This is a genomic window from Mycobacterium sp. (assembly GCF_032159765.1).
Classification (GTDB): domain Bacteria; phylum Actinomycetota; class Actinomycetes; order Mycobacteriales; family Mycobacteriaceae; genus Mycobacterium.
In genome coordinates this window covers 170848-189688 of record NZ_JAVHWM010000060.1, presented here as the reverse complement: position 1 = coordinate 189688, position 18841 = coordinate 170848, and the positions used below count along the sequence as shown (strand labels likewise).

General features: G+C 66.5%; 21 protein-coding genes. 8 read left to right on the top strand and 13 right to left on the bottom strand.

All coding sequences use genetic code 11. The features are described 5' to 3' along the window. The first annotated feature begins 64 nt into the window (after positions 1 to 64). From QOH60_RS07045 to QOH60_RS07035, 3 genes are read left to right on the top strand one after another with little or no spacing between them, the layout of a single operon-like run. The gene (locus tag QOH60_RS07045; protein WP_526418525.1) at positions 65 to 646 is read left to right on the top strand and encodes a DUF3000 family protein; all 582 of its coding nucleotides are present in this window, start codon (positions 65 to 67) and stop codon (positions 644 to 646) included. Then, complete coding sequence (locus QOH60_RS07040) at positions 643 to 1905, top strand: HRDC domain-containing protein (RefSeq protein ID WP_526418523.1); 1263 nt, start codon at positions 643 to 645, stop codon at positions 1903 to 1905. Before QOH60_RS07045 ends, QOH60_RS07040 begins: the two co-directional genes overlap by 4 nt. 11 nt (positions 1906 to 1916) lie before the next feature. Continuing rightward, positions 1917 to 2726 (top strand): SDR family NAD(P)-dependent oxidoreductase, encoded by an 810-nt coding sequence (locus tag QOH60_RS07035; RefSeq protein ID WP_526418521.1) that lies wholly within the window; start codon positions 1917 to 1919, stop codon positions 2724 to 2726. Positions 2727 to 2809: 83 nt separating this feature from the next. Here QOH60_RS07035 and QOH60_RS07030 read toward each other — a convergent pair whose 3' ends face one another. From QOH60_RS07030 to QOH60_RS07010, 5 genes are all read right to left on the bottom strand, one after another. Beyond that, the gene (locus tag QOH60_RS07030; RefSeq protein WP_526418519.1) at positions 2810 to 3700 is read right to left on the bottom strand and encodes an alpha/beta fold hydrolase; all 891 of its coding nucleotides are present in this window, start codon (positions 3698 to 3700) and stop codon (positions 2810 to 2812) included. Positions 3701 to 3739: 39 nt separating this feature from the next. After that, complete coding sequence (locus QOH60_RS07025; protein WP_526418517.1) at positions 3740 to 4063, bottom strand: protealysin inhibitor emfourin; 324 nt, start codon at positions 4061 to 4063, stop codon at positions 3740 to 3742. Positions 4064 to 4117: 54 nt separating this feature from the next. After that, entirely contained in the window at positions 4118 to 6043 is a 1926-nt protein-coding gene (dxs, locus tag QOH60_RS07020; protein WP_526418515.1) for a 1-deoxy-D-xylulose-5-phosphate synthase, read from the bottom strand. A gap of 212 nt (positions 6044 to 6255) precedes the next feature. Continuing rightward, the gene (locus QOH60_RS07015; protein ID WP_526418513.1) at positions 6256 to 7485 is read right to left on the bottom strand and encodes a class I SAM-dependent RNA methyltransferase; all 1230 of its coding nucleotides are present in this window, start codon (positions 7483 to 7485) and stop codon (positions 6256 to 6258) included. Further along, on the bottom strand, positions 7482 to 9476 hold the full coding sequence (locus QOH60_RS07010; protein WP_526418511.1) for an amino acid permease: 1995 nt from the start codon (positions 9474 to 9476) through the stop codon (positions 7482 to 7484). Before QOH60_RS07010 ends, QOH60_RS07015 begins: the two co-directional genes overlap by 4 nt. 71 nt (positions 9477 to 9547) lie before the next feature. Here QOH60_RS07010 and QOH60_RS07005 point away from each other — a divergent pair, with 71 nt between their 5' ends. After that, positions 9548 to 10219 carry a potassium channel family protein gene (locus tag QOH60_RS07005; RefSeq protein WP_526418599.1) on the top strand — a complete coding sequence of 224 codons (672 nt, stop codon included), beginning with the start codon at positions 9548 to 9550 and terminating at the stop codon, positions 10217 to 10219. A 22-nt stretch (positions 10220 to 10241) separates the two neighbouring features. Next, positions 10242 to 10904, top strand: a complete 663-nt coding sequence (locus QOH60_RS07000) for a potassium channel family protein (protein WP_526418509.1) — start codon at positions 10242 to 10244, stop codon at positions 10902 to 10904. Positions 10905 to 11031: 127 nt separating this feature from the next. Here QOH60_RS07000 and QOH60_RS06995 read toward each other — a convergent pair whose 3' ends face one another. The 4 genes from QOH60_RS06995 to QOH60_RS06980 all read right to left on the bottom strand — a co-directional run bounded on the left by QOH60_RS06995 (position 11032) and on the right by QOH60_RS06980 (position 14307). Beyond that, entirely contained in the window at positions 11032 to 12468 is a 1437-nt protein-coding gene (locus QOH60_RS06995) for a hypothetical protein (protein ID WP_526418507.1), read from the bottom strand. Further along, positions 12465 to 13127, bottom strand: a complete 663-nt coding sequence (locus QOH60_RS06990; protein WP_526418505.1) for a hypothetical protein — start codon at positions 13125 to 13127, stop codon at positions 12465 to 12467. Before QOH60_RS06990 ends, QOH60_RS06995 begins: the two co-directional genes overlap by 4 nt. A gap of 102 nt (positions 13128 to 13229) precedes the next feature. Beyond that, positions 13230 to 13865 (bottom strand): DUF3159 domain-containing protein, encoded by a 636-nt coding sequence (locus QOH60_RS06985; RefSeq protein WP_526418597.1) that lies wholly within the window; start codon positions 13863 to 13865, stop codon positions 13230 to 13232. 70 nt (positions 13866 to 13935) lie between these two features. Continuing rightward, positions 13936 to 14307: an OB-fold nucleic acid binding domain-containing protein gene (locus QOH60_RS06980; RefSeq protein ID WP_526418503.1), complete on the bottom strand. Its 372-nt coding sequence runs from the start codon at positions 14305 to 14307 to the stop codon at positions 13936 to 13938. A gap of 114 nt (positions 14308 to 14421) precedes the next feature. On the opposite strand from QOH60_RS06980, the gene QOH60_RS06975 reads away from it, so the two are divergent. Continuing rightward, complete coding sequence (locus QOH60_RS06975; RefSeq protein ID WP_526418501.1) at positions 14422 to 15120, top strand: alpha/beta hydrolase; 699 nt, start codon at positions 14422 to 14424, stop codon at positions 15118 to 15120. Here QOH60_RS06975 and QOH60_RS06970 read toward each other — a convergent pair. Both QOH60_RS06970 and dut read right to left on the bottom strand, forming a co-directional pair. After that, the gene (locus QOH60_RS06970) at positions 15117 to 15803 is read right to left on the bottom strand and encodes a DUF3710 domain-containing protein (protein WP_526418499.1); all 687 of its coding nucleotides are present in this window, start codon (positions 15801 to 15803) and stop codon (positions 15117 to 15119) included. The two genes, QOH60_RS06975 and QOH60_RS06970, sit on opposite strands and share 4 nt — an antisense overlap. Then, complete coding sequence (dut, locus tag QOH60_RS06965; protein ID WP_526418497.1) at positions 15803 to 16267, bottom strand: dUTP diphosphatase; 465 nt, start codon at positions 16265 to 16267, stop codon at positions 15803 to 15805. The genes QOH60_RS06970 and dut overlap by 1 nt, the downstream gene beginning before the upstream one ends. Between dut and QOH60_RS06960 the strand changes: the two genes are divergently transcribed. After that, on the top strand, positions 16260 to 16781 hold the full coding sequence (locus QOH60_RS06960) for a DUF3093 family protein (protein WP_526418495.1): 522 nt from the start codon (positions 16260 to 16262) through the stop codon (positions 16779 to 16781). The genes dut and QOH60_RS06960 overlap by 8 nt on opposite strands. Here QOH60_RS06960 and QOH60_RS06955 read toward each other — a convergent pair. Beyond that, the gene (locus tag QOH60_RS06955) at positions 16778 to 17080 is read right to left on the bottom strand and encodes a DUF4193 domain-containing protein (RefSeq protein ID WP_159229497.1); all 303 of its coding nucleotides are present in this window, start codon (positions 17078 to 17080) and stop codon (positions 16778 to 16780) included. The two genes, QOH60_RS06960 and QOH60_RS06955, sit on opposite strands and share 4 nt — an antisense overlap. A 175-nt stretch (positions 17081 to 17255) precedes the next feature. Here QOH60_RS06955 and cei point away from each other — a divergent pair, with 175 nt between their 5' ends. Further along, positions 17256 to 17906, top strand: a complete 651-nt coding sequence (gene cei / locus QOH60_RS06950) for an envelope integrity protein Cei (RefSeq protein WP_526418493.1) — start codon at positions 17256 to 17258, stop codon at positions 17904 to 17906. On the opposite strand, the gene QOH60_RS06945 is transcribed toward cei, so the two are convergent. After that, entirely contained in the window at positions 17907 to 18764 is an 858-nt protein-coding gene (locus tag QOH60_RS06945) for an inositol monophosphatase family protein (protein WP_526418491.1), read from the bottom strand. Between the last annotated feature and the right edge of the window lie 77 nt (positions 18765 to 18841).

Genomic DNA, 18841 nt, shown 5'->3' with positions numbered 1-18841 from the left:
TGCTGCCATGTAGATCCGGCGCGCCTGCCGACGCGAGGCGCTCAATGGACTAGCGTCGAGGTCCATGAGCTCCGCGGAACCGGCTCAGTTCCAGGACGCCGTGGCGGCTATGAATGCTGTCCAGGTCCGTCCTGAGATCGAGCTCGGACCCATCCGGCCCCCGCAGCGGCTAGCGCCGTTCAGCTATGCGCTGGGCGCGGAGGTCCGACATCCCGAGACCGCGATCGTGCCGGAACAAACAGACGGTGATGCGTTCGGGCGGCTGATTCTGCTCCACGACCCCGACGGCGCTGAGGCGTGGGACGGCACGATGCGACTAGTGGCCTACATCCAGGCGGATCTGGACGCCACCGAAGCGGTGGACCCGCTGCTGCCGGAGGTGGCATGGAGCTGGCTGGTGGATGCGCTCGACGCGCGTGCCGGGGTTTCCACTGCATTGGGCGGCACGGTGACCGCCACGACGTCGGTGCGCTACGGCGACATCGCGGGACCGGCCAGAGCGCATCAGCTCGAGCTGCGCGCGTCGTGGACCGCGACGACGCCCGAGCTGGGCGCGCATGTTCACGCATTCTGCGAGGTGCTCGAGCACGCCGCGGGGCTTCCGCCGGTCGGGGTCACCGACCTGGGGTCGCGTACGCGGGCGTGAGCGAACCCGATAAGGCGGCCGAGCCCGACCCCGACGGGACCGCACCGGAGCCGACCCCGCTGATTTCGCCGCGGGACGGAGTGCCCTCGGTTACCGTCACCGCCGAGGAAATCGCTTCTGCCGCCAGGCTTTTGGCGTCCGGCACCGGATCGTTTGCGGTGGACGCCGAACGCGCATCCGGTTTCAAATACAGCAATCGCGCGTACCTGATCCAGATCCGTCGGGCGGGCGCCGGGACGATCCTGCTGGATCCGGTCGGCGCCGAGGGCGATCCAGTCGACGTGTTGCGGCCGATCGCCGACGTGCTGGACACCGACATGTGGGTCTTGCACGCCGCTGATCAGGACCTGCCGTGCCTGGCCGAGGTCGGGATGCGGCCGCCCGCGCTGTACGACACCGAGCTGGCAGGCCGGCTGGCCGGTTTCGACCGGGTGAACCTCGCGACGATGGTCGAACGGCTCTTGGGTCTGGGCCTGGCGAAAGGCCACGGCGCCGCCGATTGGTCCAAGCGGCCACTGCCGGCGGCACTGCTGAACTATGCGGCGCTCGACGTGGAGGTGTTGGTCGATCTGCGCGACGCGATCGCCCAGGTGCTCGCGGAGCAGAACAAGACCCACTGGGCCGAGGAGGAATTCGAGTACCTTCGGACAGCCGACCCGGCGTCACCGCGGCGCGACAGGTGGCGGCGCACGTCGGGCATCCACAAGGTGCGCGAGCCGCGTGCACTGGCCGCCGTGCGCGAATTGTGGACGGTGCGCGACGAGATCGCCCGTCGGCGTGACATCGCCCCTGGTCGCATCCTTCCCGACTCGTCGATCGTCCAGGCGGCATTAGCCGACCCGAAAACGGTTGCAGACCTCGTCGCGTTGCCGATATTCGGCGGTCCCCGTCAGAAGCACAGCGCGAGGACCTGGCTCGCCGCCTTGGCCAAGGCCCGCGACCACCCGGAACCGCCAACCGCGCCAGAGCCCCCGAACGGCCCGCCACAGGTGTCCCGCTGGCATCGCCGCAAACCCGAGGCGGCGGCGCGACTGCACGCGGCGCGCGACGGCCTCGCAGAGTTGAGCGAGCGCGTCGGCGTGCCGACCGAGAACCTGGTGTCACCCGAGCTGGTGCGCCGGCTGTGCTGGGACTGGCAGGGCGGTGACGCCGACGACATCGAGGCCTTCCTGCGCGACGGGGGCGCGCGGCCATGGCAGCGCGAGCTTGTGTCGACGGTGTTGGCCGAGGCGCTCACTCAGTCCGGCAGCACTCATTAACGTGAACGCCTATGACAACCCTCCAACAGCGTTACGCCGACCGCCGTGTGCTGATCACCGGCGGCGGATCCGGCATCGGGCAGGCTACGGTCCTTCGGATCCTGGAGGAAGGTGGCAGGGTGGCAGCCGCCGACATCAGCGAAGCCGGTCTGAAGGACACGGTGTCCAAGGCCGGCAGCAACAGCGAACGACTCAGCACGGTGGTCATCGACGTCAGCAGTGAAGCCTCAGTGAAATCCGCTGTGGCCGAAGCGGTTCAGGCGTTCGGCGGTCTCGACACCGTCATTAACGCGGCAGGCATCTTGCGTTCGTCGCATTTCGAGGAGATGACGCTCGCGGATTTCGAACATGTCATCAAGGTCAATCTTGTCGGCACATTTCTCGTTATCCGGGAAGCAATTCCGGCGCTACGCAGCGGCACGGCTCCGGCCGTCGTGAACTTCAGCTCCACGTCGGCGACGTTCGCTCACCCGTACATGGCCGCCTACGCCGCGTCGAAGGGTGGTGTACAGGCGATGACGCACGCATTGGCTCTCGAGTTCTCCAAAGACGGCATCCGCTTCAACGCCGTGCAGCCCGGGTCGATCTCATCCGGAATGACGGACGGCACAGGCGAATCGAAACAGAGCATCGGCCCAGGGCTGCCCGACGATGCGGACTACTCCCTGCTCGGCAAGATCATGGCGCAGTTGCCGCTTCCCGGCGGAGCGATGTTCGCACAGCCCGACGCGGTGGCCGCCGTCGCGGCGATGCTTGGCTCGCCGGAGGCCTATTTCATCACGGGAACCGAGGTGCGCATCGACGGCGGAACCCACATGTGATGGGTTCCTGACGGCGCGAGCAGACGCACAATCGCCCTATTTCGGTCCGAAATGGGCGATTCTGCGTCTGCTCGGCAGGGTTCTCAGCGATCGACGAAGGCGAGAAAGTTCTCCAACACCTCGTCAGGTGCCTCGAGTTGTGGCCAGTGCCCGATGTCGTCGGCCAGCATCGCGACGTCGGGATCGGGGATGACCTCGGCGTAGCGGCGCGCCATGTGGGCGCCTGAATTCGGGTCGACCGGGCCGTCGATCAAACGCATCGGGACGGAAGTCTCGCGCATGGCGCGAACCCAGCGGTTGCGGTGCAGATAGCGGTCGCTGACGAATCGGCCCACCTTGTGCAGCACGCGCTTGCCGTCGTTGTATTCGAGAATCTCGTGAAATTGCTGTATCTGATGTGCGGTCGGCTTCGTGTTCGGGCCAAACATCTCGTTGATGGTCGGCTCCAGGATGCGTCGCGACATCCGACTGCCCTGTAGCGGACTCATGATGTCGCCCAATGGGGTTCGCGACATGATCTTTTGCATCAGGCGAGGTGTATATGCCTCGTTGAACAATCCCCCGTTCAGCCAGGTGATCGAATCGATCGTCACGGCGCGGTAGGTTTGCTCACCGAATACGAAGCGGGCCAACAATTCCTGGCCCACAGAGTCACCAAGGTCATGTGCCAACACGTGGCAGCTGTCGACACCGAGGTGTGCGAGCAGCGCCTCGTGCATATCGGCGTGGTCATGAACAGAGTATTGGTACTTGACCGGCTTGTCGGAGAATCCCATCCCGATCATGTCCGGCGCTATCACGGTGAACCTGCCGATCAGCGTCGGCCAGATCGGCGCCCAGTCGAAGGTGTTGAACGGATAGCCGTGGATCAGAAGAAGGGTTGGCCCGGTGCCCTCGACTCGGTAGAAGATGTCAAACCCCAGGTAGTCGAAGTACTGGCCCGCCGCTTTCCAGCGCTCGAGTTCGACGTCCATGGCGGCAGTCTAGTGGCCACGAGCCATATTCCCCCAGCGCTATTGATGTACGCGGGTCCAGTCGAAGCCCGCCGCCTCGACTTCCTCCAGAATCTTCTGCAAACCCTTGATACGCGAATCTTGACTCGTATCAATCCAACTCACGCTGTGCTGCTGTTCGCCAGCTTCGACATCAATCTTCCACGCCATCATCTCGGGGTGGCTCTGTCCCGGCAGATGGTCCGGAACCGAGAAGAAGTCAGCGGCCTTGACTGCTGCTTCGACGGCACCGGCGGGCGCTTGATCAATCTTGTCCGTATCGACCGGCCCGAGCTGGTCGATCCACCCACCGATGCCTCCGCCGCGAATTGCTTTGATGATCACGAATTCAGCCCCCTCGAATTCCGTTGAACCGCCGCGTGACTGTAACCGCGCCCGCTACTCGAATTCCTGCCGCGTTGACTCGGTCTCGGCGCGGTCGGACTCACTCGATCCCAGTGCTGCCACCCACCCGGTGATCTGCCGGGCGACGTTCTGGTCGGTGAGGCCGACGTCCGCGAGCACCTCTTTGCGCGACGCCTGAGCAAAGAACTTCTGTGGCACGCCGACGTCGCGGCAGGGAATGTCAATCTCGTTGCGCCGCAGCGCCGCCGACACCGCTGAGCCGACGCCTCCGGAGACACCATTGTCCTCGAGCGTTACCACGAGCTTGTGCCGGGTCGCGAAGTCGGCCACCGCGTCGGGCACCGGGAGCACCCAACGGGGGTCGACGACGGTCACGCCGATGCCCTGGTTGCGCAGCCGCTCGGCAACAGCGAGGGCCATCGCACCGAGCGCGCCGACCGCTACCAGCAGCACGTCGTCGGAGAGCCCAGTCGCGGCCTCGGCGAGCACGTCGACTCCGTCGACCCGGCGCAGAGCGGAAATATCTTCGCCCACATCGCCTTTCGGGAAGCGGATGACGGTAGGTCCGTCGTCGACGTCGAGGGCATCACCGAGCTCCTCGCGCAGCCGGGCCGCGTCGCGCGGCGCGGCGACACGGATGCCCGGCACGACGCCAAGCATCGAAAGATCCCACATGCCGTTGTGGCTCGCGCCGTCATTGCCCGTGATGCCCGCGCGGTCGAGCACCATCGTCACCGGCAGCCTGTGCAGCGCGACGTCCATCATGATCTGGTCGAAGGCCCTGTTCAAGAATGTGGAGTAGATCGCGACGACGGGGTGCAGACCGCCCATCGCGAGGCCGGCCGCAGAGGTCAACGCGTGCTGCTCGGCGATGCCGACGTCGAACAACCGGTCGGGGAACCGCTCGCCGAACTTCACCAGCCCGGTGGGTCCGGGCATCGCGGCGGTGATCGCGACGACGTCGCGGCGCTTGGCTGCGTGGGCGATCAGCGTGTCGGTGAACGTGGCCGTCCAGCTCGGTGCGGCGATTTTGGTCGCCATGCCGGTCAGCGGATCGATCACGCCCGTCGAGTGCATCTGCTCGGCCTCGTCGTTCTCCGCCGGCGGGTAACCCATCCCCTTGCGGGTGACCACATGCACGATCACCGGACCGCCGAATCCCCGCGCGTGGCGCAGGGCGCTTTCCACGGCGTGCTCGTCGTGGCCGTCGACCGGCCCGACGTACTTGATCCCCAAGTCCGTGAACATTACTTGGGGGGCAAGCGCGTCCTTCAGGCCCGCCTTGATGCTGTGCAGAGCGTGATAGGCCATCTCGCCGATCAGCGGCACGCCGCGGATGGCGCGACGCCCGCCGTCGAGCACTCGCTCGTATGCGGGCTGCAGCCGCAGCGCGGCAAGGTGCTCGGCCACCCCGCCGATCGTCGGCGCGTAGCTGCGGCCGTTGTCGTTGACGACGATGATGATCGGGCGCTGGGCGGCGGCGATGTTGTTCAGCGCCTCCCAGCACATGCCACCGGTGAGTGCGCCGTCGCCGACCACCGCGACCACATGGCGGTTGCGGTGACCCGTCAGCTCGAAGGCCTTCGCGAGGCCATCGGCGTACGACAGCGCGGACGACGCGTGGCTGGACTCCACCCAGTCGTGGACGCTTTCCGCGCGACTCGGGTAGCCGGACAGGCCGTTTTTCTTGCGCAGCGTGTCGAAGTCGTGGGAGCGGCCGGTGAGGATCTTGTGCACGTAGGCCTGGTGGCCGGTGTCGAAGATGATCGGGTCGTGCGGGGAGTCGAACACGCGGTGAAGTGCCAAGGTCAACTCGACCACGCCGAGGTTAGGCCCCAGATGCCCGCCGGTCGCAGCAACTTTGTGAATCAGGAACTGCCGGATCTCGTCGGCCAAGTCGGTGAGCTGCTGCTGAGAGAGACGCTGCAGATCTGCGGGACCGCGGATCTGTTCAAGCATCCGGTCAGTCTAGCCGCGATTGCTAACGGCGCCCGCTACGTCGACTTCGCTCTTTCAGCACGGACCGCATTTCGTTGTAGAGCACTCTCACCTTCTCGTCGTCTGTCTGGGGAGCGCTCTGGATGGCCGGTGTCGGAGAACATCCAGCAATCACCAACAACACTGCGACGGCAGCCACGCGGATATGCACGCGCGGGATCGTACCCTGCGAATTAGCTGAGTACGGTCATCGTTTCGTGCGACCGCGACAGCAGCGCAATCGCCTCCGCGTGATGCGTCAACGGGAAGGCGTCGAACACCCGAAGATCATCAACCGCATATCCGTGTTGCAGGTACAAGCCAACGTCCCTCGCGAACGACGCCACCTCACAGCCGATGTGGATCACCCGTGGCACGCCGGCCTGTGCCAACAGCGTGATGACGTCCTTGCCGGCCCCTCTGCGAGGCGGGTCGAGTACGGCCACGTCCGGGCGTTCGGTCAACGCCGAGACAACGTTGCGGACCGACGCGTTGACCACCTGGACCTGAGGGAGATCAGACAAAGCGCGCGTTGCCGCGCCGGACGCCGGCCGTGACATGTCGACGGTCAGTACCCGGCCGATCTCGCCGACGCCGTCGGCAAGTGCCGCCGCGAACACCCCGGCACCTCCATACAGGTCCCATGCCGTCATTCCGGGTTCGAGCGCTGCCCATGCGGCGACGAGCTCGCTGTATGTCCGTGCCGCATCACGATGCGACTGCCAGAATCCCGTCACGGGAATGCGCCACGTGCGGTCCCCGACCCGCTGAACCGCCTCGCGGGCGCCCTCCACCACCTCGAAATTCGGCCGCGGGAAACCCCGCCGTCGTCCTTCCCACGGTCCCGCCCTGACCACATGGCGCCGGCCGTCGTCATCCACCACCACATGGATCTCCGCGCCCATCGGCCATGTCCGGTCGCGTACACCGTCGAGCAGTCCCGGCGGCAGCTGCCCACAGTCCGGCGCCGTGGCGATATCGGAGCTGTGATGGCGCCGAAAGCCGGCCTTTCCGCCGTATCCCACGCCCATCCGCACACGAGTCCGCCAGCCCGTCGGCTCCCCGGCGCCGACCCGCTCAGCCCGCAGCAAACCAGGCGGCCGGTAGCTGGCGATCTTCTCCATTTGGTTGACCACGACCTCGCCCTTCAGCGCCCGCGCTGCCTCCGGCGAAGCGAACGCGAGGTCGCAACACCCGGCACCGTCGGGACCGGCGATCGGGCACAGCGACGGGATGCGGTCGGGCGACGGTTCGAGAATCTCGACTGCGTCGCCGTACCAGTAGGCCTCACGCTCGTCGGTGATCCGGACCCGCGCCGTCTCGCCCGGAAGTGCGTAGCGGACGAACACGACCCGCCCGTCGTGCCGCGCCACACAGCTGCCACCGTTGGCAGGCGGCCCGGCCGTCAGGGTCAGTTCGGTCAATCCAGGTACCCACGGCGCGCGTCACCCGGCGCATTGTGCGGCTGCAACGCCTTCACCCGCTCGGACGAACTCAGTTGCCACGGAACGGAAGTCACCATCACGCCGGGTTCGAACAGCAGCCTGCCCTTGAGTCTCAGCGCGGTCTGGTTGTGCAGCACGTGTTCCCACCAGTGCCCAACGACGTACTCGGGGATGAAGACCGTGACGACGGTCCTCGGCGATTCCCGCCTGATGCGCTTGACGTAGTCGATGACCGGCCGGATGATCTCGCGGTACGGCGACGCGATCACCTTCAGCGGGACCTTGATGTCGCTTTCCTCCCACTTGTGCACCAGTTCTCGGGTCTCGGTGTCCTCGACGTTGACGGTGATCGCCTCGAGCGTGTCGGGCCGAGTTGCCTTCGCGTAGGCCAAACCTCGCAGTGTGGGCAGGTGCAGCTTCGACACCAGCAGGACGGCGTGGTTGCGGCTCGGCAGTATCACCTCCCCCTCCTGCGCCTCCTGCTCGGCGAGTTCGCGGGCAACGGCGTCGTAATGGCGGTGAATCATTTTCATGATCCCGAACAGCGCCCCCATTGCCAGGATCGCTATCCACGCTCCCTCAAGGAATTTCGTCGCGAGCACGATGATCAGCACGGTGCCGGTGCAGATGAAGCCGATCGTGTTGATCACTCGCGAGCGCATCATGTGGCGGCGGGCCGCGCCGTCCTGTTCGGTGCGCAGCAGCCGTGTCCAGTGCCGCACCATGCCGATCTGGCTCAACGTGAACGACACGAACACACCGACGATGTACAGCTGAATCAGCGAGGTGACTTCGGCGTTGAACGCGACGACGAACGCCATGGCCGCGAACGCCAGAAACAGGATGCCGTTCGAGAATGCGAGGCGTGTGCCGCGCGCCCGCAACTGCCGCGGCAGATAGCTGTCCTGCGCAAGGATCGAGCCCAGCACCGGGAATCCGTTGAAGGCGGTGTTGGCGGCCAGCACCAGAATCAAGGCCGTGACTCCGGCAATTACCCACAGCCCCAACGGAAATCCGTGGAAGACGGCTTCGGCCAACTGAGCGATGAGTGTCTTCTGGTGGTAGTCCGGCCCGGCGCCCCTCAACTGCGTGGCCGGATCGTCGGCCATCTTGGCGCCGGTGTCTCGCGCCAGCAGGATGATCCCCATAAACAGGGTGGTCGCGATGGCGCCGAGCGTCAGGAGTGTCGTTGCGGCGTTGCGGGACTTGGGCTTTTGGAATGCCGGCACCCCGTTGCTGATCGCCTCGACACCGGTCAGCGCCGCACAGCCTGACGAGAACGCGCGTGCGATCAGAAAGATCATCGCCAAGCCCGCGATGTCGCCGTGTTCTGACTGCACCCCGAAGTCATGCGACGGGGCGCGCAGATCGTTGTCAAGCACGTGGATCTGGAATAGCCCCCACGCCAGCATGATGTACATGCAGACCATGAACGCGTACGTGGGGATCGCGAACGCGGTGCCCGACTCGCGGATGCCGCGCAGGTTCATCGATGTGAGTATCAGGATCGCGGCCACCGCGAACCACACCTTGTGCTGCGCGACAAAAGGGAGTGCCGACCCGATGTTGGACATCGCCGATGCCATCGAGACCGCCACGGTCAGCACATAATCCACGAGCAGCGCGCTGGCAACGGTCAACCCCGCGTTCGGTCCGAGGTTCGTCGTGACCACTTCATAGTCGCCGCCGCCAGACGGGTACGCGTGCACGTTCTGGCGGTAGCTCGCGATCACAATCAGCATCACCGCGGCGACCGCAAGACCGATCCACGGCGCCCATGCGTATGCGGTGAGCCCGGCCAGAGAGAGCACCAGGAAAATCTCTTCTGGCGCGTAAGCGACCGAGGACAGCGCGTCGGATGCGAAGACGGGCAGCGCGATGCGTTTGGGAAGCAGGGTGTGAGCCAATTTGTCGCTGCGGAATGGCCGCCCCAGGAACAGCCGCCGCGTTGCCGTCGAAAGCTTGGACACGATGATTCACATTAGGCCCACCGGGGGCTTGGAGTAGCGTTGTGCCGACCGAAAGGCCGAAAGGACTGACTTTGCGTGTCGTGGTGATGGGCTGCGGACGGGTGGGCGCATCCCTTGCCGATGCGTTGGCCCGAATCGGCCACGAGGTAGCCGTCATCGACCGCGACAAGACCGCGTTCAACCGACTGTCGGCCGAATTTACCGGCGAGCGTGTCCTCGGGATGGGCTTCGACCGCGACGTGCTGCTGAAGTCCGGCATCGAGGAAGCTGGCGCGTTCGCGGCGGTGTCCTCCGGTGACAACTCCAACATCATCTCCGCGCGCGTGGCTCGCGAGACGTTCGGCATTCAGCGCGTCGTCGCCAGGATCTACGACGCGAAGCGCGCGAAGGTATACGAGCGGTTGGGCATCCCGACAGTAGCGACCGTGCCATGGACCACCGACCGGCTGCTCAACTTCTTGACCCGGGAGACCGAAACCACCAAATGGCGCGACCCGTCGGGCAACGTCGCTGTCGCCGAAGTCGCGCTCCACGAGAGCTGGGTTGGTCATCGGGTCGTTGATCTCGAGAGCGAAACCCGTGCACGGGTCGCATTTGTCATCCGCTTCGGCAGCGGGCTGCTACCAGAGCCGAAGACCGTGCTCCAGGCCGGCGATCAGGTGTACGTCGCCGCGATCGCGGGTCACATCGCCGAGGCACTCGCCATCGCCGCGCTACCGCCCGGCGAGGACGTGGGCGGGTAGTGGGCGGGAGAGGCACAGCCGAGTGAAGGTCGCAATAGCCGGGGCCGGCGCCGTCGGACGCTCGATCGCTCGCGAGCTGATCGAGAACGGGCACGAAATCACGCTGCTGGAACGCAACCCGGAGCACGTCGAACCCGATGCGATTCCGGCCGCGAACTGGCAGCTCGGCGACGCGTGCGAGCTCTCGCTGCTCGAGTCGGTGCATCTCGAGGAGTTCGACGTCGTCGTTGCGGCGACCGGCGACGACAAGGCCAACGTCGTGGTGAGCCTGCTCGCTAAGACGGAATTCGCCGTGCCACGTGTGGTGGCACGCGTCAACGACCCGCGCAACGAGTGGCTGTTCGACGAGGCGTGGGGCGTCGATGTCGCGGTGTCGACGCCGCGAATGCTGGCATCGCTGGTCGAAGAGGCCGTTGCCATCGGAGATCTGGTGCGGCTCATCGAGTTTCAGCAAGGTGACGCGAACCTTGTGGAGATCACGCTGCCCAGCGACACCCCATGGGGCGGTCGGCCCGTCCGCAAGCTCGAGCTGCCGCGCGACGCTGCGCTTGTGACCATCCTGCGGGGATCCCGCGTCATCGTTCCGGAGGCCGACGAGCCGCTGGAGGGCGGCGACGAGCTGCTTTTCGTGGCCACCACCGAGGTGGAGGACGAGCTGCGCCGGCTGCTGCTGTGGGACAGCTAGGCGAGCGACCGAATGGCCAACGCGAACGTCAGCGTCTACACGCCGTATTCCGCGCGGTCGGAATCGGCGGTACGCCAAGGGCATTCGACGCGCGACGCGTCTAGTCGCGGGCAAACGGCTTAACGGATCAGGGCGCTGATGCAGGTGGTTGGGTCAAGGCCTGTACCCACGGATCGGCGAGCATCGCCGAGACTGCTTCGGTGATCTCCGCATCCGGGCTCGAGCGACGGTCCCCCAGCCGGTGCAGGGCTGCTTCGATGCGCTGCAAGAACTCCTGGTACGCGCCTCCGGCGGCGTTGGTGTAGGAGGCGGCTGTCTCCGCATGGGACGGATCGATGAACCGGGCGCGCAGGTTGGCCAACTCGTCTGGCAGATCCTTCACCCGCTGCTGCACGGTCCACGTGAGGTTGCGCACGAAACCGATATCCGGCGGGGGTTGGGACATGGCCTCGGTCATCCCGATTTCCAGGACGTGATCGATCTGATACAGCGCGTCCAGCACGTCCTCGATTGGCCTGGTTTGCCCGCGGACCTCCACCGGCGCAATGGGAATCGTCAGAAACCGCGACGCCTGAGTCGCCGACACCACCCGCGCGACCTCGGCCTGCGCCTGGCGCGCCACCTGATCGGCGTAGGTACGCGCGCTCTCGATCTCGGCGTGCGCGGCCCGCCGTACGTCAGCTATCTCAGTCTGGGTGGCTTGCCGCACCGCAGCGACCTCACCGCGGGCCGCCGCCACCTCAGCAGTCGCATCCGCGCGAACCTGCTCAGATTCCCCGCGCAGTCGGGCCACGGCTTCCTCGCCGGCCGCCCGCTCCGCGGCCCGCTCCGTCACGCGCTGCTCGGCGCGCGTTTCGGCCGCCCGCACACGCTCCTGCGCCGCCGCCACCTCGGCGGCTGCATCGGCGCGAACCTTGTCCAACTGGACCTGAAGCTGCTGCACCGCCGTTTCCCCGGTGCTCCTTTCAGCAGTGCGTTCGCGTGCGCGCTGCTCGGCGCGCCCTTCGGCAGCCCGAACCCGCTCCTGCGCCGCCGCCACCTCGGCGGCCGCATCGGCGCGAATCTGTTCAATCTCAGCTGCCGCTTCGGTGCGCACCCGTGCGGTTTCGGCGGCCGCCTGCTGCACCGCCTGCTGGTCAGCCAGCCGCTCCTGCGCCCGTCGCCGGTCCTTTTCCACCGTCTCGGTCTCCAACGCACGCACGCGTTCGCGCGCCGCTGTGGCGGCACGGGCCGACTCATCGGCGTCGGCCCGCGCGATCGCAGCTGCTGCTTCGGCGTCCAGCCGGCCCTGGTGCGCGTCGCGTGCGCGACTGTCGGCCTCGCGGCTTCGTTGGTCGGCCTCGACCAGTTGCAGCACAGCCGAGGGCCGCTTCTTGGCCGGGCCATGCCGTTCCCGGCGCTCGGCGAGCTCGCCCGGGGTCATCGCGGCCAGCGCAACCGTCTCCGGCCGCGGCTGCAGGCCTAGCCGCCTGGACGTCTCGACGGATTCCACCGCCGCGCTTCGCGTCAACTTGGCCCACTCATTGACATCGAGGTCCTCGATGTGTCGTCGCGTGGTCGTCATCGGCGCCGACTCCTCCCGCCGGTCTCTTCGTCTGTGGCTGAAGACGTTTCGTCGCTCGCCGGTGTTGAAGCGGCACTTGTGGTTGACGCGGGCGCGGGCCGCTGCTGCGGCCCGGAAGCGGTGCCCCCCGTGATTGGTACCTGCTTGACCGCTGCCGGCGAGTTGGCGCCACCATTTGTTGATGGGGCTTGCGGCGCGGCAAGACTCGAAAGTGGACCGCTCTGCTGCGCCAGCACCAGCAAAAGCTGCTCCTGGTAGACGGCCACGGCCTTGGCCAGGGTGTCATCGCCGAGTTCCTCGGCGTCGCGAAGCAGTCCCCGCAGAACCACCAACGTCACTTCGGGTCCAAGACCCAAGGTGGCCCCTTCGCTGGCCGAAGGTTCTATCGCTGCAGTCTGCAGCACCTGCCACCACCGGTCCCAGCATCGCGCCACAGCTATCGCACGCTGCGCATCCTCGCGCGTTTCCTTGTGATGGCGCTCCCGCTGATCACGGTCGGCCAGCGACCGCTTACCGGCCCGGCGAGACCCATAAAGCACAGCGCACGCCACGATGATGGCGGCGACCAGAGCGACTATGCCCGCGAAGCCCGCGGACAGGATGAAGTCCCGCGCCGACGGCAGATCCCGCAGCGCGATCGGTTGCACAACAGGGCTCATGCGGCCAGTCTCCCACCTGGCAACCGCAATTCATGCCGCGATCGTGCCAAGACCGCCCGACACCAACGATCCGCCGTGCCGCACATCGAACCACCGCGACGACTACTCGGGACTGTGCGCCGGATCAGCGTCGGGCGCCGGATCAGGGTCGGCAACCTTGTCGCGGTCGGCGGCGTGGACCGCGCGCTGCGCGAACCGGATGAGCGGGATCATCAAGAGCGCCGCCACCGCGGTGAGCGGCCAGCCCATCGCGATACGCGCGAATCCAAGCCAGCCGGTCTCATCGTTGCCGTACAGATAGTTCTGCACCAGGAATCGCGACAGGAACACGGCGGCCCAGATGAGCGTGGCAATGTCGTAGGCCCACACGGCTTTTCGCACGCCCCGCCAGTTGGCGTCATGATCTTTCAGCCAGCCCCAGATGTATCCGACGATGGGGCGCCTGATCAGAACCGACCCGGCGAACAGCGCCGCGTACAGCAGGGACAGCCAAATGCCGGGCAGGAAGAACGCCCGGCTCTCCCCCACCCAATACGCAATCGCCGCCGAGATGCCCACTCCGATGAACCCGGACACCGCCGGCTGGATCGTTTCGCGCCGCCACAACCGCCAGACCAGTGTCAGCGTGGCGACGACGAGTGCCGCGATGATGGCGGGCATCAGGCCCGCGAGTGTGGACACCGGAACGAAGACGAGAACCGGCAGCGACGCGTAGATCAGCCCGCTGATGCCGCCCATCTGGTCGAGCAGTGCGTTCGGGCCCTTGCGTTGTGCGGTCACACCTCTACCGGTAGTCAAGAAAGCTTGTTCAGCGCTGAATTTCGTAGTGGGGGTTATAGATCGCCTTGGAGCCGTTCTCGAGCTTGCCGAGGCGGCCCTGCACTTTCAGTGTGCGCCCCGGTTCGATGCCCGCGATTCGCCGCTGGCCGAGCCAGACGAGCGTGACCGCATCGGTGCCGTCGAACAGTTCGGCCTTCACGCCGCTCGCACACCCCTTCGCGTTGGCTTCGACGCTGCGCAGGGTGCCCACCATCGTGACCTCCTGGCCGCGCTGGCAATCGATGGCCCGAAGCGCGCCGCTGTTGGCAGCCTCGGTGGTCAACTCCTCGGCATCACGTTGCTCAGGGTCTTCCGTCAGCCTTTTGGTGAGCCGGCGCAGAATTCCATCGGCCGTGGCCATCACTCTCCTGACACTTCTCTGTGTACGCACCCTTGCCAACGCAACGGTAGACCTGTTGTACCCGTTATGCCACGTGACATGCCCGTTGTGTGACGAGCGCGGCAAGATCATTAAATGCCCGTCGACCTGCGCGGTCTGCGCGCCGTGTTGCTACCCGGCACCGGCTCCGACGACGACTATGTCTACCGGGCCTTTTCCGGTGCGTTTGAGGCTGCCGGGGCGGTGGTTGTCGCGGCCAAACCCGACCCAGAACAGTTGGTCAGCGGGTACCTGGCCGTGCTTGACGGCGCGGCCTGTCGGGGGCCGATTGTGGCGGGCGGCGTGTCGATCGGCGCCGCGGTGGCGACGACGTGGGCGCTGGCTCATCCGGACGACGTTGTCGCCGTGCTGGCGGCGCTGCCCGCATGGACGGGTGCCCCTGATGACGCTCCGGCGGCAGTGTCGGCCCGCCAGACGGCGTTCGTGTTGCGTCGTGATGGGTTGGCCGCTGCCAGCGCCGACCTGCGCGCGACGAGTCCGCGGTGGCTCGGCGACGAGCTGACGCGTTCGTGGGCCGGCCAGTGGCCCGGACTCCCTGCCGCGATGGAGGAGGCCGCGAGCTTCGTTGCCCCGACGGAGGCGGAATTGGCGCAGCTCCGGGTCCCGATGGGCATCGGCGCCGCCGTGGACGACCCGATCCATCCGCTGGATGTCGCGGTCCGCTGGGCCGCCGCCGTCCCTGTGGCCGCCGTGCGCACCGTCACGCTGGACGAGTTGGGTGCCGATCCGGGGTGCCTGGGCGCGGCCTGTCTGGCCGCGTTGCAGCAGGCTTAGGCCCCGCCCATCGTGGTGCGCAGCTGCTGCATCGCCGAGCCTGGCGCGGCCCGCCTCGCGACCGGCTGCGGCGGCTCTGTGTCACTCTCCTGCGCCGCGGCGGCCTGCTGGGCCGCGGCAACCTGAAGCTGCTCGGCCATGGCTTCTGGCAACGTCACCGGCAGCGGCGTGCGCACCGGCAGCGGCGTGTCGCCACGTCGTACCACCGTGTCGGCCAACGCATTTCGCGCCTCGTCGGCCAGCGCGCCGATCGTCTCCTCCGAACCGTTGACCACGCAGCGGATCATCCAGCGATAGCCGTCGATGCCGATGAACCGCACCGTGCCGTTGTCACCGACGCCGACGACTTCCCGTCCCCACGGCCCTGTCTCGATCGACACCTTCGCGGAGTCTTTCCGGAGCGCGTCTGCCAGCTCGGTGGCGACCTCACGCCACAACCCCGCGCTCTTGGGCGCGGCATACGCCGCGACGGTGTATCGGCCGTTGGCCGTAATCACCCACACCGCGCTCGGCGCACCCGTCTGCGTGAGTTCCACTTGCAGCTGGCCGGTTTCGGGCATCGGGATCAGCACCGATCCGAGGTCGAGCCGTGCCTCGCCGGCCTGTGCGGGATCGTCGAAGTCGTCGATGTCGAACGGCCCGTCGACGTCCGGGTCGATGCCGCGCCCCTGTCCCTTTGCCATCACAAGCTCGCGTGTCCTCCTGAGGAGCCGTGTCCGCCGTCACCGCGTGTGGTGTGAGCCAAACCGGCTTCGTCGAACGACGTCACCTCGATCAATTCCGGCAACTCGACGCGTTGCACCAGTAACTGGGCGATCCGGTCGCCGCGTTGTAGGACGATCGGTGTCTTCGAATCGAGGTTGATCAGCGCCACCTTGATCTCGCCCCGGTAACCCGCGTCGATGGTGCCTGGGCTGTTAACAATCGAAAGACCAACGCGGGCAGCCAATCCCGACCGCGGATGTACCAAGCCAACCATGCCGTACGGGATCGCCACCGCAATCCCCGTGGGCACGAGCGCGCGTTCACCGGGACCGAGTTCGACATCTTGGCTGCTGTAGAGATCGATGCCCGCGTCTCCGTCGTGCGCCCTGCTGGGCATCGGCAGGTCGCGGTCTAGTCGAACGACCGCAAGAGGGGTGGACACGACCCCAAAGACTACCCTTGGCCGCGTGCTCGGTCGGCCGACAACCTCACAAACGGTGCGGTACCGCGAACGGTTGAGCGTGCCGTGGTGGTGGTGGCCGATCGCGTTCGGCGTGGCCACACTGGTGGCGTTGGAGGTCAATCGCGCGGCTCGGGATCTACCCGACTGGGTCCCATTCACGGTGTTATTCATGATCGCCTCCGGCGTGTTGATCTGGTTCGGTCGCGCCGAGATCAGAGTGGAAACCGGGCAGGACGGCGCGGCAGTGCTCTGGGCCGGCCCCGCGCATCTTCCCGCCGAGGTGATCGCCCGATCAGCCGAAATCCCGCGGACGGCGAAATCAGCTGCGCTCGGACGTCAACTCGATCCCGCTGCATACGTCTTGCACCGGCCATGGGTGGGCCCGCTGGTTCTGGTCGTGCTCGATGACCCCGACGATCCGACGCCATATTGGCTCGTGAGCAGCCGCCACCCGGACCGGGTGCTGCGCGCGATGCGGGAGCCTGTTTCTTAGGCCGCGCAGTCGGTGCAGATCATCCGGCCGTTCTTCTCACTGGCCAGACGGCTGCGGTGGTGCACTAGAAAGCAGCTAGAACACGTGAACTCGTCAGCTTGCTTCGGAATGACCCTTACCGACAGCTCTTCACCGGACAGGTCTGCACCGGGCAGTTCGAATGATTCAGCCGACTCGGATTCGTCGACGTCCACAACGGCCGACTGCGCTTCATTGCGTCGCGCCTTGAGTTCCTCCAGGGAGTCCTCAGATACATCATCGGTTTCGGTACGCCGAGGGGCGTCATAGTCCGTAGCCATTTGCCGTGCCCCCTTTCGCCCGCTGCAGCAGCCCTGCAGCAGTGCTTTGTACCAGCGTCGAACGCATCCGCCAAATGATTCGTGCCCAGATCGGACCACGTATGGCTGTGATTTACATCACACCGGGGTGGATGCCGCTGCGGACCTGGTAGACGGACCGCTCTACAGTGCAGGGGTGGTCGGTCTCATCACAGAAGGCACTACCCACGACAAGCGTGGTCGGCCCTTTCGCCGGCGCAATTACGTGCCGGGAATCATCGTCGGGGTCGTTCTGCTCGTGGCCACCGCAATCATCTGGACGGTCGCGCTGACCCGCACGTCGAATACCCACGAGGCGGCAGCCTGCAACCCGCCTCCCGGCCGCAGCGACCCATCGCAGCCGACGCTCGGCGAACCGATCGCGCGCACGACCATGACGGAGGTCGCGCCCGCGAAATTGGCCGACACCAAGGTTCACGTGCTCAACGCCAGCGGGCAGGGCGGCCAGGCGGCCGAAGTCGCTACCAGCTTGCGCGATCTCGGGTTCGGCCAGCCGAGTCCGGCGAACGACCCCGTATACGCGGGCACCAGACTCGACTGCCAGGGTCAGCTCAGATTCGGCCAGAACGGACAAGCGGCCGCCGCAGCGGTGTGGCTGGTGGCGCCGTGCGTGGAGCTCTATCAGGACCAGCGCCCCGACGACACGGTGGACCTGGTACTGGGCACAGGTTTCAAGACGTTGACGCACAGCGACGCGATCGACGCGATGCTGGCGAGCCTGCGACCGGAGGCGACCGCTCCGCCCGACCTGGCGCTGCTGAAGAAAATCCACGCCAGCACTTGCTGACTATCGCCTCGGCAGAACCACGTGGGCTCCGAGACGCTCGAGGCGATCACGTAAGCCGGCGGCCACCCCGGGCGCAGCAACCAGCGTGAGTGCGGCGGTGTCCTCGCCAGGCAAGTGCACGGCAGCACCGGCCTCCGCGGCGATCAACGCACCGGCGGCCCAATCCCACCGATTCAGCCCGTGCTCATAGTGCGCATCCAGCTGACCGGCGGCCACCATGCACAGATCCAGGGCAGCCGAGCCGATTCTGCGTATGTCCCGTACGTGCGGGAGCACGTCGGCCAGCAACGCGGCCTGCGCGGCCCGGCGATCAGGCGAGTAGCCGAAACCGGTGCCGACGAGCGCCACCGATAGGTCATCAATCGCATTGCAGCGCAAGACTTCCCGATGTCCGTCGGGGTCTCTCACCGTGGCCCCCAAGCCGAGGCCGGCCGAATAGACGCGACCTCCGGACACGTCGGCCACCGCCCCGGCGACCGAGGCGCCGCCAACCTGAGCCGCCACTGAAACCGCATACGCCGGAATCGCGTACATGAAGTTCACGGTGCCATCGATCGGATCGAGAACCCACATCACCGCGTCGTCCGCGCCGCGAGGCGGGCCACCTCCCTCCTCACCCAGGACGGGCTCGCCGGGCCGGACCTGGGCCAGCCGAGCGCGCAGCAACTGCTCGACCTCGGTGTCTACCACCGTCACCGGGTCGGTGTGGGTGCTCTTCGACCGCACGGCGTGCCCGGGATTTCCTCTGCCGGCACCAAAGACCTGTGGACGGCGCAGGCGGACGAACTCCGCGGCCTCGGTGGCCAGTCGTTCGGCGACCGAGCACAGCTCGGCCACGTCGATGTCGGGTGTTGTCACCGCACCATCGCAGCACGACATTGCCGGTGTTAGTACTGTTGGGTCGCGCCGACAGTTGCCGCCTCACCGAGGAGTGC

Bases quoted from the DNA above. Each gene is read 5' to 3' on its own strand.
- QOH60_RS06970 (WP_526418499.1), bottom strand. From the start codon at position 15,803: ATGGCAAAGGGACAGGGGCGCGGCATCGACCCGGACGTCGACGGGCCG.
- QOH60_RS06985 (WP_526418597.1), bottom strand. From the start codon at position 13,865: ATGGGCGGCATCAGCGGGCTGATCTACGCGTCGCTGCCGGTTCTCGTC.
- QOH60_RS07035 (WP_526418521.1), top strand. From the start codon at position 1,917: ATGACAACCCTCCAACAGCGTTACGCCGACCGCCGTGTGCTGATCACC.
- QOH60_RS06975 (WP_526418501.1), top strand. From the start codon at position 14,422: ATGCCCGTCGACCTGCGCGGTCTGCGCGCCGTGTTGCTACCCGGCACC.
- QOH60_RS06995 (WP_526418507.1), bottom strand. From the start codon at position 12,468: ATGACGACCACGCGACGACACATCGAGGACCTCGATGTCAATGAGTGG.
- dxs (WP_526418515.1), bottom strand. From the start codon at position 6,043: ATGCTTGAACAGATCCGCGGTCCCGCAGATCTGCAGCGTCTCTCTCAG.
- QOH60_RS07030 (WP_526418519.1), bottom strand. From the start codon at position 3,700: ATGGACGTCGAACTCGAGCGCTGGAAAGCGGCGGGCCAGTACTTCGAC.
- QOH60_RS06980 (WP_526418503.1), bottom strand. From the start codon at position 14,307: ATGGCCACGGCCGATGGAATTCTGCGCCGGCTCACCAAAAGGCTGACG.
- QOH60_RS06990 (WP_526418505.1), bottom strand. From the start codon at position 13,127: ATGAGCCCTGTTGTGCAACCGATCGCGCTGCGGGATCTGCCGTCGGCG.
- QOH60_RS06955 (WP_159229497.1), bottom strand. From the start codon at position 17,080: ATGGCTACGGACTATGACGCCCCTCGGCGTACCGAAACCGATGATGTA.
- QOH60_RS07045 (WP_526418525.1), top strand. From the start codon at position 65: ATGAGCTCCGCGGAACCGGCTCAGTTCCAGGACGCCGTGGCGGCTATG.